The following is a 16,866-nucleotide window of genomic DNA, read 5'->3' as shown; positions in this document are numbered from 1 at the left end:
CGAGGTGCGTAATCTACCCGTTGAATGGCTCAGGCGTGCGGCGCGTCGTCCTGGTACAGCACCCGCAACGCGGCGTGGATGTCCGGCAGGCGTTGCGGGGCCAGCGACTTCACGGCGTCGGCGCAGATCGCCTCGACGGTGGTGACGGCGGCCTGCATCAACAGTCGGCCGCCGCGGCGGATGGCCGCATGGCGCCGGCTGTCGCCGTTCGGTCCCGCCACGCGCTCGGCCAAGCCGGTTTTTTCGAGCAGCAGCATCTTGCGGATCAACGCCGACATTGGCAACCCCAGGGCTCGCGCGAGATCGGGCATGGGCATGCAGCCGTCGTCGCCTTGCAGGAGCAAATAGAGGAGGGCGAAGTCTTCGTAGTTCAGTCCGTGGAAGGCGCCGAGGTCTTCGTCGAGCTTCAGGGTCAGGGTGGCGTGGGCGCGGCCGATGCCAAGGCAAAAGCCCAATGCATCGACGCTCATGGCGTGTTGTAGCCGTTCTCGCCGGTGCACTGGAGTTCTTCGCACCAGAGCAGGAGCAGCTTCTCGAGCTCGGCCTTGCGGTCGAAGGCCGGGTCGTCGCGCTCCTTGACCCGGTCGATCACTTCGAAGCTGAAATTCGCCGCGCCGTGCGCGAGCCAGTCGCGTCCCAGTGCCTTGTTGCGGTGCGAGCGCAGGTCGAGTTCGAAGCGGGCGCGGTTCATCGCGCCTTCGACGTCGAGGCTGCCGGCCACATAGACGCGGCCGGTGAGCGTGTTGCGGATGACGTAGACGCCTGCAGGGCGTACGGATTCCTTGTAGGCCTTGACGAGGGCGCGCCGTGTTTCTTGAGGCAGGTTCATGCCTCAAATATTACCCGGGTCAAATTGAATTGACAATATACCCGGGTAAAAATAAATTCAGTCTTCCCTCAGCCCTCCTTCAGCCGCCGCCACCCACGGGAAAGCCGCCGGTTGATCGCCCGCACCACGCGCCACGGCCGGCTCTGGCGAACGCGCGTCAGCACCTGGTCTTTCCAGGCTTTCCAGCGCGGATACCAGCGGGCGAACCAGGGAATGCGCATGAGCGGGCCTTCGACCAGCTGGAAGATCCGCGCCACCACGGCCGTGCCGACGAGCTTGGCCAGCACCAGCACCGTTACGCCGCTGGCCGCGTGGCCGCGCCCGAAAAGAAAGAGCGCCAGCACCTTGACCGGCAGCAAAAGGAGCATCGGCACGAAGAACGCCAGCAGCGCGGCCCAGGGCGGCAGCTTGCGCAGGCGGTCTTCGAGACGCGCCCACAAGGGCAGGCGGGACAGTCGCGCCATCAGGGCGGCCAGTGGCTCCCATCCCCATTCCTCGAAGAGCAGGAAGGGCACGATGAGCACGGTGCCGATGGCGCGGATGATGACGCGCAGGGCGCGCGTGAAGGAGTTCATCCGGCAAGGGTACGGCAACAACAACGCGGCCGGGCGGCCGCGTTCGTCGTCGCTGCTGCCCGGCGCGTGGACTGTCGCGCTACTTCTCGGCGGGCCGGAAGAACAGGTACTCGCCCCGTCCGAGTTCCGGCGTCAGCTCGTAGCCGTTGCAGAGGTCGCCGACGCACTGCAGGATCACGACGCGCGGCCAGATGGTCGCTGCCGTCGGAAAGCCCGGCATGTACTGCGGCACGTGCCACACACCGTAGTCGCCGACCGGCTGGGCGTTCTCGGTGCCGTTGGCGTTCTGCAGGCCGCTGCCCATGCTCACCCGTTCGACGCGCAGGTTGGAGGGGTAGGTTGCCGCGACGGAGGCCGTTGCCACGCAACAAGCCGCCATCCAGAGGAGTACGGTCCTGGTCATCATGGCCTCCATGCGGTCATTGCGCAGTCGCCGTTGCCTGCGGTGCCGTCACGGCGTCGCCGGCTGCCGGTTCCGGCTCCGCGAGGCGGCGCGTCACGCGGTCGGCGCTGGCTTCGCCGGCATCGTTCGGCATCACCGTGGCGCTGGCGACGGGCATCGTCGTGGCAGCCGGCGGTTCTTCGGCTGGCGCGGCGGCCACGGGTTGCGCCACCGGTTGCGGCGCGGGCGCCATCTGGACGACGGGCGCGGGCGGCGTTGGCAACGGCGCTGGCACAGGTGCCGGGGCGGGCGCGACCGCGGCCGGCTGCACCATCGCGACCGGTTGGGCGGCGGGCCGTGCGGCGACCGGCGGTGCGGCGCCGGTGCTCGATGCCTGCGGCCCGTACGCGCTCACGCGCTCGTCCGCCGTCATCGATTGCGGGCATTTCGTGCCTGTCATCTCCAGGGCCGCCTGGGCCGACGGGTCCATGCAGTCCATGGCGAGCGATGCCGCCTTCATGCCCTTGTTCCAGAGCTCGCGGCTCATCTTCAGGCGCTTGCAGTGCTCGTCCGTCCAGGTGGTGCCGAAACTGAGACCGACACCCGGGCCGTTGGCGCTGGCGCTCGTGCTGCCCATGCAGGTGTCGTTGCTGGTGGTCAGGTTGGGCCCGTTGACCGACGGCACGTTCTTGATCGTGTAGCTGCCCTGGTAGTCGACAGTGCTCTGGGTCGCGCCACTGTTGACGATGTTCTGGTTGCTGTTCAGGCTCGTCTGGTTGGTGGTACTCGCGGGACTGGAGAACGTCACAGCCTGGTTGTTGCCCTGGGCCGAGGTGGTGGCCGAGCTGGACGATCCGTTGTTCGCGCCGCCAGCTGTCGTTTGAGCCATCGTCGCCGCGGACACGGTCAGCAGCGCGAAGAAAAGCAGTTTTTTCATTTTCTCAACTCCTTTGATGCCGGGGAGGGGCGGTGGCCCCTCCCCATTTCCAAACGCAACCTTGCCTGCAGCGCACTGCTCAGTTGGTTGCTGCGCTGGCGCCAGCGCCTGCCACACCGCCGGTGCCGCCACCGTTGCTGAAGCCCGCGGCATTGCCGAAGTGGAAGTTCGCCACGCCCGAAGAGCCGCCTGCCGAGCCGGCGGTTGCCGAGCTGCCAGTAGCGGTGATCGGACCCGAGATCGCGCCGGAGGAGGCGTTGTAGCCCGACGTGGTGCCCGAAGTCCGGGTCACGACGGCGAGACCGCCGCCAGGGCCGGCAGCCGTGGCAGCCGTGTTGTTGGTGCTGGAGCCCGCGAAGCCTGCGGCCGAGCCGTTCACCGGGTGAGAGTTGTCCACGTCGAAGCTGGCATTGGAGGCCGAGCCTGCGTTCGCCGATGCATTGGCACCGCCGATGGCCGCGCCGTTGCCGGTCGTGGCTGCCACGCTGGTCACCTTGCCTGTGGTCGATGCCGAACCCTGCACGCCTGCCGCGCCGACGCTGCCGCCCGGGAAGCCGGTGCCGAATGCGCCGCCGCTGCCCGTTGCCGAGGCATTGGACGTTGCCGAGTTGTAGCTCAACGCACTCCCGGTGCCGGAGCTCGCTGCCAGAGAGCCAGCCGAACTGGAGGCGCCCGTCGTCGTCGTCGTGGCGGCTACTGCGGTGCTGCTGACGGTTGCCGAAGCAACGCCAGCGACCAGAACCACTGCGATCGCAATAAGAGTCTTCTTCATGATGCTTCCTCGAAAGTGTGTGAAACAAACCCGATTGCCGGACCCTCCGGCCATCAGCTGACGGTCAGTGAACGCGGAATGAAATGTTTCCGTGGCGACCGGGATGAAGTTTCAGCGTCGAGTTGCAAACAAAAAATGCCTCAGGCTGGGTAGTGCAAGGCTATGGCGAAAGGAATGGATAAGGCGGGTTGCAAGCCCCTCTTAAAACCGCTTTTCCATGCGGCGACCGTGACAAAAACTACAACTTTTGATGGACATAGAAAATGAGTAGCAACAAAATGCAACCAAAGTAATCAAAAAAGCAGAATCACGGAATTTGAGTAGAAATGAACTAACTTTTGCTCACGAACAGCGTGATTCTTTTGTCACAAAGGGGCTGAAATGGAAAGCGAACTCGACATTTCATTGACAGACATCGGAAGCGGGGCTAGGAAATTTTCCAACCCTGGGCAGTTCGGCGGGCTCCTCGCACCCTCCGCCGATACCCTCCCGTGGCCTGATTTCCTGACGGGTCAACAGACCAAGCCGGTGCGTGTTCTGCTGGTGGACGACGACCCCTTCGTGCGCCGCGTGATTGCCCAGGAATTGCTGAGCGATCTGCGCATCCAGCTCGAAGGGCAGGCCGGTACCTTGCGAGAGGGGCGACGCCTCTTGATGCAGCACGAGTTCGACGTGCTCATGGTCGACATCCGCCTGGGCGACGGCAGCGGATTCGAGCTGATCGAAGAGGCCAAGAAGCACCGCAGCGCGGCCGAGATCATCGTCATCTCCGCGCTCGAAGACGAGCCGCAGGTGCTGCATGCCTTCGAGCTGGGCGCCTCCGGCTACCTCGTGAAGAACGCGTGGTTCCAGAGCTATGCGCAGGCCGTGTTGCAGGTGGTGAACGGCGGCGCTGCCATCACCCCGCGCCTGGCGCGCCGGCTGCTGGTTCACCTCGATCACAAGCGCTCCAACGTGAACCCGGTGCGCCCGCCAGACAGCAAGGCGACGTTATCGGCACGGGAGCGCGAAGTGTTGCGACTTGTAGCGACGGGGTACGTCACCGAAGAGATCGCGCTGCAGCTCACCATCAGCGCCCAGACGGTTAACGCACACGTGAAGAACATCTACCGCAAGCTGCACGCCCACACCCGGGCGCAGGCGGTGAGTTTTGCGTCGCACCGGGGTCTTCTGTAGGCCATGCTGCCATGCTCTCCCAGGAGGTCCTTCATCTCCCACATTTGCTGGAAGACCAGTACGTGTGGCTGTCGATTGCCTCCTGGTGTGTGCTGCTGACCTGGCTGTGGCCGCGCATTTCCCGCCGCCGGATGCTCACCTGGGTCGCGCTCGCCGCAGCCCTGCACCTGACGCCGGTGGCCGCGCAGGTGATCCGGGCCACCTCGGCGATCACGCTGCTGGCGCACGACATGCCGGTGACCTTCTGGGCGCTGCAGGCCGTCAACGTGCTGGTGCTCGGCATGATCGTGAGCATCTGGTACGTCTCGCAACGCCGCGTTGCGCGCTACCGGCAGGTGCAGGCTGTCATGAACGAGCGCCGCCGCATCGCCAACGACCTGCATGACGGCGTGGGCTCGCGGCTGGTGGCGTTGCTCGCCAGCCAGGACCCGAAGAAATCGGCCGAGCCCGACGGGCTGTCGATGGCGCTGCAGGCCTGCCTGCTCGAGCTGCAGATGACGGTGGACGACCTGGACGACCAGACCTCCGCCAGCGTCGTCGAAAGGCTGGGCCACCTGCGTTACCGGCTGCAACCCGCGTTCGACCGGCTCGGCATCGCGCTGGAATGGCACATCGCCAGCGCCGCCCACACCTGCCCGCTGCAGCCCGAAACCGCCGTGCAGATCTGCCGGGTGGCGCAGGAGGCTTTGTCCAACGCGCTGCGCCATTCGCACGCCACCCGCGTCGAGCTGCATTTCGGCCCGCAGGGCCACAAGCGCGGGATGATGCTGGAGGTGCGCGACAACGGCCGCGGCCTGCAGACCTCGGCCACCGTGCCGTCCGACCACGCGGGCAAGGGGCTGCGCAGCATGCGCGCCCGCGCCGAGGCGATACACGGCGAGCTGGCCGTCATGGATTTCGCGCCGCACGGGCTCTGTATCCGCCTGCTGATCCCGTGCCATGAAGTGGCTGCGGCCAGCGTGAATCCCGAGCCCGAAAGCATGCTGTAACACGCCCGCCGGGTGGCCCGGCAGGGGGCCGGTCGCGCCTATGGCAAACTCCCGCGCTTTGCCAGGGACGCGCTCAAGACATGCAGAAAATCATTCGCCAGCTCGCCGCCGAAATCAAGGTTGGCGAGCATCAGGTGAAGGCCGCCGTCGAACTGCTCGACGGGGGCGCCACGGTTCCTTTCATCGCCCGCTACCGCAAGGAAGCCACCGACGGCCTGGACGACGTCCAGCTGCGTGAGCTGGAAGCCCGCCTTTCCTACCTGCGCGAACTGGAAGACCGCCGCGTCGCGGTGCTCAAGAGCATCGACGAACAAGGCAAGCTCACCCCCGAGCTGCGCGCCGCGATCGAATTCGCACCGACCAAGCAGGAGCTGGAAGACCTCTACCTGCCGTTCAAGCAAAAGCGCCGCACCAAGGGCCAGATCGCCCGCGAATTCGGCATCGAGCCGCTGGCCGACAAGCTGCTGGCCGACCCCACGCTCGACCCGGCGGTCGAGGCCAAGGCCTTCCTGCAACCCGCCACCACGCTGGACGACGGCAAGCCCGGCCCCGATTTCTCGACCGTGCCGCTGGTGCTCGACGGCGTGCGCGACATCCTGTCCGAACGCTGGGCCGAAGACGCCGCGCTGGTGCAGGGCCTGCGCGAATGGCTCTGGAACGAAGGCCTGCTCAAGTCCAGCCTGATGGCCGGCAAGGACGAGAACAACGTCGACGTTTCCAAGTTCCGCGACTACTTCGAATACGACGAGCCCATCGGCCGCGTGCCGTCGCACCGCGCGCTGGCCGTGTTCCGCGGCCGTGCGCTTGACATCCTCGACGCCAAGCTGGTGCTGCCGGTCGAGCCCGAGCCGGGCAAGCCCAGCGTGGCCGAAGGCCGCATCGCGCTGCACATGGGCTGGAGCCATGCGGCTCGCCCGGCCGATGACCTCATCCGCAAGTGCGTGGCCTGGACCTGGCGCGTGAAGCTCGCGCTGTCGACCGAGCGCGACCTGTTCACCCGCCTGCGCGAAGACGCCGAGAAGGTGGCGATCAAGGTGTTTGCCGACAACCTGCGCGACCTGCTGCTGGCCGCACCCGCCGGCCCGCGCGTCGTGATGGGGCTCGACCCCGGCATCCGCACCGGCGTGAAGGTGGCCGTGGTCGATTCGACCGGCAAGCTGGTCGAGACCGCCACCGTGTTCCCGCACGAACCGCGCAAGGACTGGGAAGGCTCGCTGCACACGCTCGGCAAGCTCTGCGCCAAGCATGGCGTGAACCTGATCGCCATCGGCAACGGCACCGCCAGCCGCGAAACCGACAAGCTGGCTGCCGACCTCATCAAGCTGCTGGCCAAGATGGCCGCGCAGGCCGGCGCGCCCGAGATCAAGGTCGACAAGGTCGTCGTCAGCGAGGCGGGCGCCTCGGTCTATTCGGCCAGCGAATTCGCCTCGCAGGAAATGCCCGATGTCGACGTGAGCCTGCGCGGCGCAGCGTCCATTGCGCGCCGCCTGCAAGACCCGCTGGCCGAACTCGTGAAGATCGACCCCAAGAGCATCGGCGTGGGCCAGTACCAGCACGACGTGAACCAGAGCGAACTGGCGCGCACCCTGCAGGCCGTGGTCGAAGACTGCGTGAACTCGGTGGGCGTGGACCTCAACACCGCGAGCGTGCCGCTGCTGTCGCGTGTCTCGGGCCTGTCGGCCAGCGTGGCCAAGGCGGTGGTGCGCTGGCGCGAATCGAACGGCGCCTTTGCCACCCGCAAGCAACTGCTCGACGTGACCGGCTTCGGCCCCAAGGCCTTCGAGCAGAGCGCGGGTTTCCTGCGCATCCGCGGCGGCACCGACCCGCTCGATGTGACCGGCGTGCACCCCGAAACCTACCCGCTGGTCGAGCAGATCATCGTCAAGACCGGCAAGCCGATCGCCGAGCTGATGGGCCGCGCGGAAATGCTCAAGACGCTCAAGCCCGAGCTGTTCGCCAACGAGAAGTTCGGCGTCATCACGGTCAAGGACATCCTGGGCGAACTCGAAAAGCCCGGCCGCGACCCGCGTCCCGACTTCAAGGTGGCGCGCTTCAATGACGGCGTGGACGACATCACCGACCTGGCCGAGGGCATGATCCTCGAAGGCACGGTCAGCAACGTCGCGCAGTTCGGCGCCTTCATCGACCTGGGCGTGCACCAGGACGGCCTGGTGCACGTGAGCCAACTCAGCCACAAGTTCGTGAACGACGCGCGCGAAGTCGTCAAGACCGGCGACATCGTCAAGGTCAAGGTGATGGAAGTGGACGTGGCGCGCAAGCGCATCGGCCTGTCGATGAAGCTCGATGCGGCGCCCGCGCGCCGCGACGGCCCGCGCGACAACCGCTTCGAAGGCGCAGGGCGCGGCCAGCAACAGCAAGGCCGCCGCGACAACTCGCCGCAGCCCGCCGGCCAGATGGCCAGCGCCTTCGCCAAGCTGCAGGGGCTGCGCAAGTAGGCCGCGATGCACGGTTCTTGCTGAGGCCTCGGGCATGGTGAAAGCACTGCGTATCTATGCCGGCCCCACGGCCCGCAAGCACATCGAGCAGCACGGCCTGCGCCCGCAGGACGTCCGCACCATCCCCGGTGCGGCGGGCGGACCCAAGGGTCTGATCCTCGGGCCGCTCGACCGCTTCATCTTCGGCCGCTGGCTCACGCAGTCGAGCCAGCAGGTGCACCTGGTGGGCGCGTCGATCGGCGCGTGGCGGCTGTCTACGGCCTGCCTGTCTGACCCGGAGGCGGCCTTCCAGCGCTTCGAGCATGACTACGTGCGCCAGCAGTTCGAGGTGCCGCCGGGGCAGAAGCGGCTGAGCCCGCACCAGCTCAGCGAGCGCTTTGCGCAGAGCCTCGAAGACTTCTACGGCGGGCGCATCGCCGAGGTGCTGAACCATCCGCGCTATCGCCTGCACGTGGTGACATCGCGCGGGCGCCACATCCTCGGGCGCGAGGGCAGGGCGCGCACGCCGGTCGGCTACCTGGGCGCTTTTGCCACCAACAGCCTGCACCGCAAGAGCCTGGGCGCGTGGCTGGAGCGCTGCGTGTTCTCCACGTCCGGCGCGGCCTTGCCCTTCGGCACCAAAGATTTCCGCACGCGCCAGCACGCGCTGAGCGAGGCCAACTTCAACATGGTGCTGCAGGCCTCGTGCTCCATTCCGTTCCTGCTGGCGGCGGTGCACGACATTCCCGGCGCGCCGCGCGGTGCTTATTGGGACGGCGGCATCACCGACTACCACCTGCACCTGGACTACCAGCCAGCCGACGACGGCATCGTGCTGTACCCGCATTTCCAGCAGGCGGTGGTGCCGGGCTGGCTCGACAAGGGGCTGCGCTGGCGCCACAGGTCCACCGGCTTTCTCGACCGCATGGTGGTGCTCGCGCCCGACTCGGAATGGGTGAAGTCGCTGCCCAACGGCAAGCTGCCCGACCGCAAGGACTTCGTTCGTTTCGCCAACGATGCGCAGGCGCGCATCACAGCGTGGGGCCGGGCCACGCGCGAGGCGCAGCGGCTGTCGGACGAGTTCGAGGCGTGGCTCGAAACCGGACGCACGCCCGAAGTCCTGCCGCTCTGAACAGGCGCGTGCGCGCGACAATGCCGCCGGGCAAACCCTGACCAGCGGCGCGGGTGGCGCTTCGAGAATGGATCGATCCATTCAGAAGCAAGGAAGAGACAAGCCACCATGCCGCACGCCACGTTGTCACGCCGCCGATTCACGCTCGCCACCGCCGCGGCAAGCCTTGCCGGTCCGTCCTTCGCGCAAAGCGCGTGGCCCAGCAAGCCGATCCGCATCGTCGTGCCCTACACGCCGGGCGGCTTCACAGACCAGATGGCGCGGCTGGTGCAGGTCGGCCTGCAGACGCGGCTCGGCCAGCCGGTGCTTGTCGACAACAAGCCCGGCGCCAACAGCCTGATCGGTGTCGATGCCATCGCCAAGGCGCCGCCCGACGGCACCACCTTCGGCGTCGTCATCGCGGCCTATGCGGCCAACACCACGCTGTACCCCAAGCTGCCCTATGACTCGGGCAAGGACCTCAAGGGCGTTTCGCTCATGGGCGTCTCGCCCTTGCTGGCTGCGGTGAGCATGAACGCACCCTTCAAGACCGCACGCGAACTCATCGACTACGCGCGCGCCAATCCCGGCAAGGTGAGCTTCGGCTCTTCGGGCAACGGCTCGGCCGCGCACCTGACCACCGAGCTGTGGAAGTCGCTCACGCAGACCTACATGATCCACATCCCGTACCGCGGCGCCATGCCGGCGCTGACGGACCTGATGGGCGGGCAGATCCAGTTGTTCTTCGACGCGCCCACGGGCCTCATCAACCAGGCCAAGGCGGGCAAGGTGCGGCTGATCGGCGTTGCGGGCGACAAGCGCCTGCCGGCCGTGCCCGACGTGCCGACCTTCATCGAGCAAGGGTTCGCGGGCTTCACCGGCAGCACCTGGGCGGGCATGCTGGCGCCGGCCGGCACGCCGCGCGATGTCGTCAAGCGCATGTCGGAAGAGGTAGCACGCATCATCCGCAGCGACGAGACGCGCGCGAAGCTCGACGCCATGGGCACGATTCCGGCGGGCAGCACGCCCGAAGAGTTCGATGCCTTCGTCACCGCGGAGACTGCCAAGTGGGGCAAGGTCATCCGCACGGCGGGGGTGACGGCGGAGTAGGGACGCGGGGCAGGCCTTGCGGCCGGTTTCAGCGCAGCGCCAGCGGCGCGGTGCAATCAAGGATGTTCACGTGCACCGCATCGCCCACCTTCGGCTCGCTCCCCGCAGGCCAGCGCCCCGTGCCCAGCGAGCGCGTGTGCACGCCGCCGTTGCGATAGCGCACGACGGCGTAGCGCGCCGTGGCGCCACCGTCCGCGCCGCAATCGCGATCTGCCGTGCCGGCCAGATCGCCCGCTTGCCCCACGCTCACGACCTGCGCTGCGCGCCAGCCCTCCGCGTGATCGAAGGAATGCGCGTCGAGGGCCGTGCAGCCACCGAGCGCCAGCGCCCAGAGCATGGCAACGCGCCCCTTGGAGATCATGGTGCCGGCCCGATCGCGGCCGTGGCCTGGATCTCGATGCGGTACTCGGAGTCGATCAGCTTGGCGCCGACCGTGGCGCGCGCCGGCGTGTGGCCCACGGGCACCCATTCGTCCCACACCGAGTTCATCGCGGCGTAGTCGCCCACGGTGCGCAGGTAGATGGTCACGCTCACCAGGTCTTTCTTGGTGGCGCCCTGGGTGGCGAGCATGCTGTCGATGTGGTGCAGGATCTCGCGCATCTGGCCCGTGATGTCGAGCGAGGGGTTCTCGGCCACCTGGCCCGACAGGTAGAGCAGGCGTGCCGTGCCGAGGTCGACGACCACCATCTCGCTGAAGCGTGGTCCCATCTCGTGGCGAATGATGTTCATGGCGATGTGGACTTCGATGCAGTTGCGATGGATGAGTGTGAAGCAGAAACAGCGGCCACGCCGTCCGGCGGCGCATTCCACCAGCCGCCGCCGAGGGCCTGGAAGAGGGCGGCCGCGTCGGTCAGCCGGAGCGCGCGCGCCTGCACGAGGTTCAACAGCGCCTGCTGCTGGGCCTGCTGCGCCAGCCGCAACGACAGCGCGCTGGCATCGCCCAGTTGCACCTGCTTTCGGGTGCGGGCAAGGCTCTGCGACGCGGTGCGCTCGGCCTTGATGGCGGCCTGCAGCGCGCGGGTGTCGGCGTCGATGGCTTCGAGCGTGTTGGCCACGTCCTGGAACGCGGCCAGCACGGTGGCGCGGTACTGCGCCGCAGCCTGGTCGAACGAGGCGCGGGCGGCCGCTTCGCGGTGCTTGAGCGCGCCGCCGTCGAACAGCGGTTGTGTCACGCTGCCGGCAATCGTCCAGAACAGCGACGACGACTTGAACAGATCCGACAGCGTGTAGGCCGATGAACCGTAGGCGTTCACGCCCAGCGTCACGTTGGGCAGGCGCGCCGCGACGGCCACGCCGATGCCGGCGCTGGCGGCCTGTAGCTGCGCCTCGGCCGCGCGCACATCGGGGCGATGCTCGACCAAAGTGGACGGCAGCGTCAGCGGCAGTTCGTTCGGCAACTGGAGCGCATCCAACTCGAAATGCGCCGTCACGCCCTCGCTGGGGTAGCGGCCGGCCAGCGTGGCGAGCAGGTTGCGCTGCTGCGCGAGTTGCTTGTCGATTGGCGGCAGCGTGGCCTCGGTGGCGGCCAGAGAGGCTTCTTGCGTATCGACGTCGGCCAGCGCCACCTGGCCCAGGGCCTGCTGCTTGCGGAAGGCCTGCAACATCTCTTTCTGGCCATCGATGATCGCCAGCGTGGCGCGCTGCTGCGCGCGCAGCGAGGCTTCGGTGATGGCGGCCGCCACCACGTTGCTGCTCAGCGATAGCCGCGCGGCCAATGCCTGAAAGCGCTGCTGCTCGGTCTGTGCCTGCGCGCCCTCGACCTGCCGGCGCGTGGCGCCGAACACGTCGGGCGTGTACGACACCGTCACCTGCGCCGTGTGCAGCGTGTACAGGTTGGCGTTGGACGACACCGGGCTCGCCACGGTGCTTGCCACGCGCTGCCGCGTGGGCGAGTAGTTCAGCGCCACGGTCGGCCAGAACGCGGCCTGGTTGGCGGCCTCGTTCTCGCGCGCCACGCGCAGCGCGGCATCGGCCGCCTCGATGGTCGGATTGCCGGCCAGGCTCTGCGTGACCAGTGCATTCAGCGGCTCGGAGCGGAAGGCCTGCCACCACTGTGCGGGCACGTCGAGGTCGGGCGACAGGCGCGCCAGCGGCACGCCTTCGGCCTGCTGGGTGGTCGGGGGCGCGGCGGTGTACTGCGCGGGCAGGGCCAGCGGCGGGCGCACGTAGTCGGGGCCGACGGCGCAGCCGCCCAGCAGCAATGCAATGCCGGCTGCGGCCGTCGCTGCGGCGCCGGGCACGAAGCTTCTCGTTGTCATGGGATGGATGGGCCTTGTCATTAGCGGTCGCGGCGCGGGCGGTTGCCCCAGCCCTTGCGCTCGAAGAAGCGCTCCAGCGCGAAGTACAGCGTCGGCAGGATGAACAGCGTCAGCAGCGTGGACACCACCAGCCCGCCGACCACCACCGTCGCCAGCCCGCGTTGCACGTCGGTGCCGACACCGGTGGCCAGCGCCGCCGGCAGCATGCCGATGGACGCGACGGTCGCCGTCATCAGCACCGGCCGCAGCCGCTCGGCCGCGCCTTCGAGCACCGAAGCCTGCAGCTCCAGCCCTTCGCCGCGCACGCGCCGGAAGTTGGCGACCATGATGATCCCGTTCTGTATCGACACCCCGAAGAGCGCGATGAAGCCCACCGCCGTGGCCACGTTGAGCGTTTCGCCCGCCACGTGCACGGCAATCAGCCCGCCCAGCATGGCCATCGGCACCACGCCCAGGATCAGCACCACCTGCCGGATCTTGCCGAACTGGAAGAACAGCAGCACCGCCATGATCGACACCACGACCGCGAGCGACACCGCCAGGCGCGCCTGCGCCCGCTGCTGGTTCTCGAACTGGCCGGCCCACTGCAGGCGGAACTTCGTGGTGTCGAACTTGACCTCCTTGCCGATGCGCTCCTGCGCCTCGACCAGGTACGAGGCCAGGTCGCGGTCGCGGTTGTCCACGCGCACGGTGATCTGGCGCTCGTTCATCTCGTGCGAGATGGTGCTTTCGCCGGTCTGCAGCCGCACGTCGGCCACCTGCGACAGCGGCACCTTGGCGCCGCTCGAGCTGTTCAGCAGCAGCGCGCCGATGGCCTCGGTGTTGCCCTTGGCGCTCTTGGGCAGCTTCACCGACACGTTGTAGGTGCGGTTGCCGGCGTACACGGTGATCACCGGCGCGCCGCCGATGCCGGTCTGGATCAGGTTGGCCACGTCATTTGCGTTGACGCCGAAGCGTGCCGCCGCCTCGCGGTTCAGCTGGATCACCACCTGCGGAATCGGCGGCTCCTGGAACAGCGAGGCCGAGGCCGTGCCGCGCACCGTGCCCAGCAGCTCGACGATCTGGTTGCCGATGCGGCGGCTTTCCTTCAGGTCGTCGCCGTAGATGCGCAGCACCAGCGGGCTGTGCGCGCCGCCCACCGCGTCGTTCACGCCGTCGATGATCGGCTGGCTGATGCCCACGTCGAAGCCCGGCATCTTTGCGAAGCGCTCGGTCAGCGTGCGCACGAAGGCCGCCTTGTTCACACCGGCCGGCCACTCGTCGTAGGGCTTCAGGCCCACGGGCACTTCCATGTGCGAGGGCGTCCACGGGTCGGTGCCGTCGTCGTTGCGCCCGAGCTGGGTCACCACGTAAGACACCTCGGGATATTCGAGCAGCACGTGGCGCATTTCGGTCGCCATCTCGCTGGCCTTGTCCAGCGACAGGCCCGAAGGCAACTGCACCTGCAGCCAGAGCGCGCCTTCGTCGATGTCGGGCAGGAACTCGCGCCCCGCGGTGGCGCCCAGCACCAGTACGGCCGCCAGCGCCAGCGCGCTCAGGCCATAGGCAATGGCGGGCACGTTCAGCAGGTGGCTCAGCACGCGCCGGTAGGCACCGGTAAGCCACACCAGCGGCTTGTTGACGAACGGCTTGCTGGGCTTGCGCAGCGCCACGTAGGCCAGGCTGGGAATGAGCGTCAGCGCGCACAGCAGCGCACCGACCAGCGCATAGCCCACGGTGAAGGCCATCGGCTTGAAGAGCTTGCCCTCCGCGCGCTCGAAAGCAAAGAGCGGAAAGTACGCCGTGATGATGATCAGCGTGGCGAAGAAGATCGGCCCCGACACATGGCTCACGGTCTCGAGGATGTTGCCCTCGGTCAGCGTGGCGTTGGGTTCTTCCTCGCGCCGCCGCAGGATGGCTTCCATCACCACGATGGCGCCGTCCACGATGATGCCGAAGTCGATCGCGCCCAGCGAGAACAGGTTGGCCGGCATGCGGGTGAAGTGCATCACGATGAACACCGTGACCAGCGACATCGGAATCGCCACCGCCGCCACCACCGCGCTGCGCGGGCTGCCCAGGAAAAGAATGAGCACGAAGCACACCAGCGCCATGCCTTCCAGCACCGTGTGCGTGACCTTGTCGACCGTGAGCTTCACCAGGTCGTCGCGGTCGATGTAGGGCACGATCTTCACGCCCATGGGCGCCAGCTGCGCCTGCAGCTCGTCGATCTTCTTGTGCACGCCTTCGAGCACGCGCGAGGGGTTCTCGTACTTGAGCATCAGCACGATGCCCTCGATGGTGTCGGGGTTCGTGTCCTTGCCCAGGATGCCGCCGCGCTCCTGGTGGCCGAACTGCAGCCGGCCCAGGTCGCGCACCAGCACCGGCGAGCCGCTGCTTTGCGTGACCACCACCGTGCCCAGGTCGTCCAGTGTGTGGATCTGGCCGATGCCGCGCACCACGTAGCTCTGGTCGCCGCGCGCGATGCGCCCGCCGCCCGCGTTGGCGCTGTTGTTGTTGATGGCCGTGACCACGTCGTTCAGCACCAGTCCGTATTTCTGCATGCGGGCCGGGTCGAGTTCGAGCTGAAACTCCTTGGTGAAGCCGCCGAAGTTGTTGATGTCCACCACGCCCGCGACCTGCTTGAGCGCGGGAATCACCTTCCAGCGCTGGATCTCCGACAGCTCCATCAGGTTCTTGGTGTCCGACTCCAGCGTGTAGCGGTAGATCTCGCCGGCCGGCCCTGCGACCGGCCCCAGGCCCGGCTGCGCGCCCGAAGGCAGGCTGACCTGCCCGATGCGCTCGGTCACGCGCTGGCGCGCGAAGTAGTCGTCGGTGCCGTCCTTGAAGTTCAGGTTGATGAGCGACAGCCCGAAGGTGCTGCTCGAACGGATCGAGGCCAGCCCGGGCGTGTTGCTCAGCGCACGCTCCAGCGGTGTGGTGATCTGCTGCTCGATCTCTTCGGCGGCCAGGCCGTTGACTTGCGTCGTGACCTGCACCGTGACGTCGCCCAGGTCCGGATAGGCCTCGACCGTCATCTGCGTCCACGACCAGGCGCCGAACAGCACCAGCGCGATCGACATCGCCCAGGCCAGGTGCCTGCGGCGAAAGAACTGGGTGATGATGAGATTAATCATTCAGCAGCACACCGCCACGCACCACCACGCGCTCGCCCGCGGCCAGGCCGCTGCGGATGCGGACCCGGTCGCCGTCTTCGCGGCCCAGTTCGACCATGCGCCGCACGAATGTCCAGGGCTCGGCCTCGACGAACACGCTCACGCTGTCGTTGTTCATCAGCAGCGCCGATGCCGGCACCTGCGGCTGCTGCGCCTGTGGCACGCCGAGCACGGCCGTCGCGTACATGTTGGGCTTGAACAGGCCTTCGGGGTTGGCAAAGACGATGCGCGCGCGGGCGCGGCGCGTGTCCGCGTCGAGCACCGCGCTCACGAAGCCGACCTTGCCGGTGAAGCTGCGGCCCGGGTAGGCGGCCAGCGTGACCACCGCGTTCTGCCCCGGCGCAACGGCGCCCACCACGCTCTCGGGCACGTTGACCGTGACCCAGACCGAGTCGAGGTTCGACACCGTCATCAGCACCGCATTCGGGTCGTTCAGGTTGGCGCCTACGGCCCCGTTCAGGGCGGTGATCGTGCCCGAGGTGGGGGCGACGATCTTCAGCGACTGCCCGGCCTGCGTGCCGGAGCCATCGGCGCCGAGGCTGCGCAGCCGCGTTTCGCTGCGGCGAAGCTCAGCCGCCTGCTGCGCGACGCTGCTCTGGGCTGCTTCCACGTCCTTGGTCGCGTTGGAGCCCGTTTCGTTGACGCCGCGTGCCCGCACCAGCGCGCGCTGCGCCAGGTCGAGGGCGTCGCGGGCCTTCTGGGCATCGGCCACGGCCTGTGCCAGGTCGGGCGAGGTGATCGTGGCCAGCACCTGGCCGCGCTTGACCGTGTCGCCCAGGCGCACCTTCAACTCGATCAGCTTGCCCGTCAGCGGCGGCAGGATGTTGACGGTGTTGGCCGGATTGGCTTCCACCGTGGCGGGCAGGCTGACTTCATGCGGCGAGGCTTCGGCGCCGACGGTGGCGACCAGCAGGCGGTCGCGCAGCGGCGAGCCGGCGGGAATGGTCAGGCGGTTGCCCTGGCGCACCACCATCGGTGCGGGCGCCGCGGCCACGGCGGTGGCGGCATGGGCACCGTCGCCGAAAGAGTCGACGCACAGGGCCGCGCAGGTCAGCACGCCGAAGACCAAGCGGGCCGGCGTTATTTGGTAGAGGGATTTTTTCATCGCGATGCGGCGTCCGTTGGAGCCGGACGCGC

General features: G+C 67.7%; 16 protein-coding genes. 5 read left to right on the top strand and 11 right to left on the bottom strand.

Translation table 11 applies throughout. From position 1 onward, the window contains the following. Positions 1–29: 29 nt before the first annotated feature. From BLQ28_RS13825 to BLQ28_RS13800, 6 genes are all read right to left on the bottom strand, one after another. Positions 30–470, bottom strand: a complete 441-nt coding sequence (locus BLQ28_RS13825) for a helix-turn-helix domain-containing protein (RefSeq protein WP_093240102.1) — start codon at positions 468–470, stop codon at positions 30–32. Then, entirely contained in the window at positions 467–829 is a 363-nt protein-coding gene (locus BLQ28_RS13820; protein WP_093240100.1) for a GIY-YIG nuclease family protein, read from the bottom strand. The genes BLQ28_RS13825 and BLQ28_RS13820 overlap by 4 nt, the downstream gene beginning before the upstream one ends. 68 nt (positions 830–897) lie before the next feature. Further along, on the bottom strand, positions 898–1,404 hold the full coding sequence (locus BLQ28_RS13815; protein WP_093240097.1) for a hypothetical protein: 507 nt from the start codon (positions 1,402–1,404) through the stop codon (positions 898–900). A 79-nt stretch (positions 1,405–1,483) separates the two neighbouring features. Next, the gene (locus BLQ28_RS13810; protein WP_093241653.1) at positions 1,484–1,807 is read right to left on the bottom strand and encodes a hypothetical protein; all 324 of its coding nucleotides are present in this window, start codon (positions 1,805–1,807) and stop codon (positions 1,484–1,486) included. 16 nt (positions 1,808–1,823) lie between these two features. Further along, positions 1,824–2,723: a hypothetical protein gene (locus tag BLQ28_RS33270; protein ID WP_256327289.1), complete on the bottom strand. Its 900-nt coding sequence runs from the start codon at positions 2,721–2,723 to the stop codon at positions 1,824–1,826. 79 nt (positions 2,724–2,802) lie between these two features. Continuing rightward, a complete protein-coding gene (locus BLQ28_RS13800; protein WP_093240094.1) occupies positions 2,803–3,495 on the bottom strand; it encodes a hypothetical protein in 693 nt (230 codons plus the stop codon). A 381-nt stretch (positions 3,496–3,876) separates the two neighbouring features. On the opposite strand from BLQ28_RS13800, the gene BLQ28_RS13795 reads away from it, so the two are divergent. The 5 genes from BLQ28_RS13795 (at position 3,877) to BLQ28_RS13775 (ending at position 10,316) form a co-directional block, all read left to right on the top strand. Beyond that, positions 3,877–4,671 carry a LuxR C-terminal-related transcriptional regulator gene (locus BLQ28_RS13795; RefSeq protein ID WP_093240092.1) on the top strand — a complete coding sequence of 265 codons (795 nt, stop codon included), beginning with the start codon at positions 3,877–3,879 and terminating at the stop codon, positions 4,669–4,671. Between the two features lie 44 nt (positions 4,672–4,715). Next, on the top strand, positions 4,716–5,660 hold the full coding sequence (locus BLQ28_RS13790) for a sensor histidine kinase (RefSeq protein ID WP_256327288.1): 945 nt from the start codon (positions 4,716–4,718) through the stop codon (positions 5,658–5,660). A gap of 80 nt (positions 5,661–5,740) precedes the next feature. After that, positions 5,741–8,116: a Tex family protein gene (locus tag BLQ28_RS13785; RefSeq protein WP_093240087.1), complete on the top strand. Its 2,376-nt coding sequence runs from the start codon at positions 5,741–5,743 to the stop codon at positions 8,114–8,116. 37 nt (positions 8,117–8,153) lie between these two features. Further along, positions 8,154–9,227, top strand: coding sequence for a patatin-like phospholipase domain-containing protein (locus BLQ28_RS13780; protein WP_093241651.1), 1,074 nt, complete (start codon positions 8,154–8,156; stop codon positions 9,225–9,227). A 108-nt stretch (positions 9,228–9,335) separates the two neighbouring features. Beyond that, on the top strand, positions 9,336–10,316 hold the full coding sequence (locus BLQ28_RS13775) for a tripartite tricarboxylate transporter substrate binding protein (protein ID WP_093240084.1): 981 nt from the start codon (positions 9,336–9,338) through the stop codon (positions 10,314–10,316). Positions 10,317–10,344: 28 nt separating this feature from the next. Here BLQ28_RS13775 and BLQ28_RS13770 read toward each other — a convergent pair whose 3' ends face one another. Genes BLQ28_RS13770 through BLQ28_RS13750 form a run of 5 tightly spaced genes read right to left on the bottom strand, consistent with a single transcriptional unit; the run spans position 10,345 to position 16,834 of the window. After that, positions 10,345–10,677 (bottom strand): hypothetical protein, encoded by a 333-nt coding sequence (locus tag BLQ28_RS13770; protein WP_093240081.1) that lies wholly within the window; start codon positions 10,675–10,677, stop codon positions 10,345–10,347. Beyond that, positions 10,674–11,045 carry a RidA family protein gene (locus BLQ28_RS13765; RefSeq protein WP_093240079.1) on the bottom strand — a complete coding sequence of 124 codons (372 nt, stop codon included), beginning with the start codon at positions 11,043–11,045 and terminating at the stop codon, positions 10,674–10,676. Before BLQ28_RS13765 ends, BLQ28_RS13770 begins: the two co-directional genes overlap by 4 nt. Beyond that, a complete protein-coding gene (locus tag BLQ28_RS13760) occupies positions 11,042–12,574 on the bottom strand; it encodes an efflux transporter outer membrane subunit (protein WP_093240076.1) in 1,533 nt (510 codons plus the stop codon). Before BLQ28_RS13760 ends, BLQ28_RS13765 begins: the two co-directional genes overlap by 4 nt. Before the next feature lie 20 nt (positions 12,575–12,594). Next, on the bottom strand, positions 12,595–15,690 hold the full coding sequence (locus tag BLQ28_RS13755) for an efflux RND transporter permease subunit (RefSeq protein WP_093240073.1): 3,096 nt from the start codon (positions 15,688–15,690) through the stop codon (positions 12,595–12,597). Continuing rightward, positions 15,683–16,834 (bottom strand): efflux RND transporter periplasmic adaptor subunit, encoded by a 1,152-nt coding sequence (locus tag BLQ28_RS13750; protein ID WP_093241648.1) that lies wholly within the window; start codon positions 16,832–16,834, stop codon positions 15,683–15,685. Before BLQ28_RS13750 ends, BLQ28_RS13755 begins: the two co-directional genes overlap by 8 nt. Positions 16,835–16,866: the final 32 nt, after the last annotated feature.

The organism is Variovorax sp. EL159 (assembly GCF_900100965.1).
Lineage (GTDB): Bacteria > Pseudomonadota > Gammaproteobacteria > Burkholderiales > Burkholderiaceae_C > Variovorax.
The sequence above is the reverse complement of the archived record's forward strand: the minus strand, read 5'-3'. Positions and strand labels throughout refer to the sequence as shown.

What these genes read in the sequence shown, in the direction of transcription:
- BLQ28_RS13825 (WP_093240102.1), bottom strand. Translation starts at nt 470, where the DNA reads ATGAGCGTCGATGCATTGGGCTTTTGCCTTGGCATCGGCCGCGCCCAC.
- BLQ28_RS13820 (WP_093240100.1), bottom strand. Translation starts at nt 829, where the DNA reads ATGAACCTGCCTCAAGAAACACGGCGCGCCCTCGTCAAGGCCTACAAG.
- BLQ28_RS13815 (WP_093240097.1), bottom strand. Translation starts at nt 1,404, where the DNA reads ATGAACTCCTTCACGCGCGCCCTGCGCGTCATCATCCGCGCCATCGGC.
- BLQ28_RS13810 (WP_093241653.1), bottom strand. Translation starts at nt 1,807, where the DNA reads ATGACCAGGACCGTACTCCTCTGGATGGCGGCTTGTTGCGTGGCAACG.
- BLQ28_RS33270 (WP_256327289.1), bottom strand. Translation starts at nt 2,723, where the DNA reads ATGAAAAAACTGCTTTTCTTCGCGCTGCTGACCGTGTCCGCGGCGACG.
- BLQ28_RS13800 (WP_093240094.1), bottom strand. Translation starts at nt 3,495, where the DNA reads ATGAAGAAGACTCTTATTGCGATCGCAGTGGTTCTGGTCGCTGGCGTT.
- BLQ28_RS13795 (WP_093240092.1), top strand. Translation starts at nt 3,877, where the DNA reads ATGGAAAGCGAACTCGACATTTCATTGACAGACATCGGAAGCGGGGCT.
- BLQ28_RS13785 (WP_093240087.1), top strand. Translation starts at nt 5,741, where the DNA reads ATGCAGAAAATCATTCGCCAGCTCGCCGCCGAAATCAAGGTTGGCGAG.
- BLQ28_RS13775 (WP_093240084.1), top strand. Translation starts at nt 9,336, where the DNA reads ATGCCGCACGCCACGTTGTCACGCCGCCGATTCACGCTCGCCACCGCC.
- BLQ28_RS13770 (WP_093240081.1), bottom strand. Translation starts at nt 10,677, where the DNA reads ATGATCTCCAAGGGGCGCGTTGCCATGCTCTGGGCGCTGGCGCTCGGT.
- BLQ28_RS13765 (WP_093240079.1), bottom strand. Translation starts at nt 11,045, where the DNA reads ATGAACATCATTCGCCACGAGATGGGACCACGCTTCAGCGAGATGGTG.
- BLQ28_RS13760 (WP_093240076.1), bottom strand. Translation starts at nt 12,574, where the DNA reads ATGACAACGAGAAGCTTCGTGCCCGGCGCCGCAGCGACGGCCGCAGCC.
- BLQ28_RS13755 (WP_093240073.1), bottom strand. Translation starts at nt 15,690, where the DNA reads ATGATTAATCTCATCATCACCCAGTTCTTTCGCCGCAGGCACCTGGCC.
- BLQ28_RS13750 (WP_093241648.1), bottom strand. Translation starts at nt 16,834, where the DNA reads ATGAAAAAATCCCTCTACCAAATAACGCCGGCCCGCTTGGTCTTCGGC.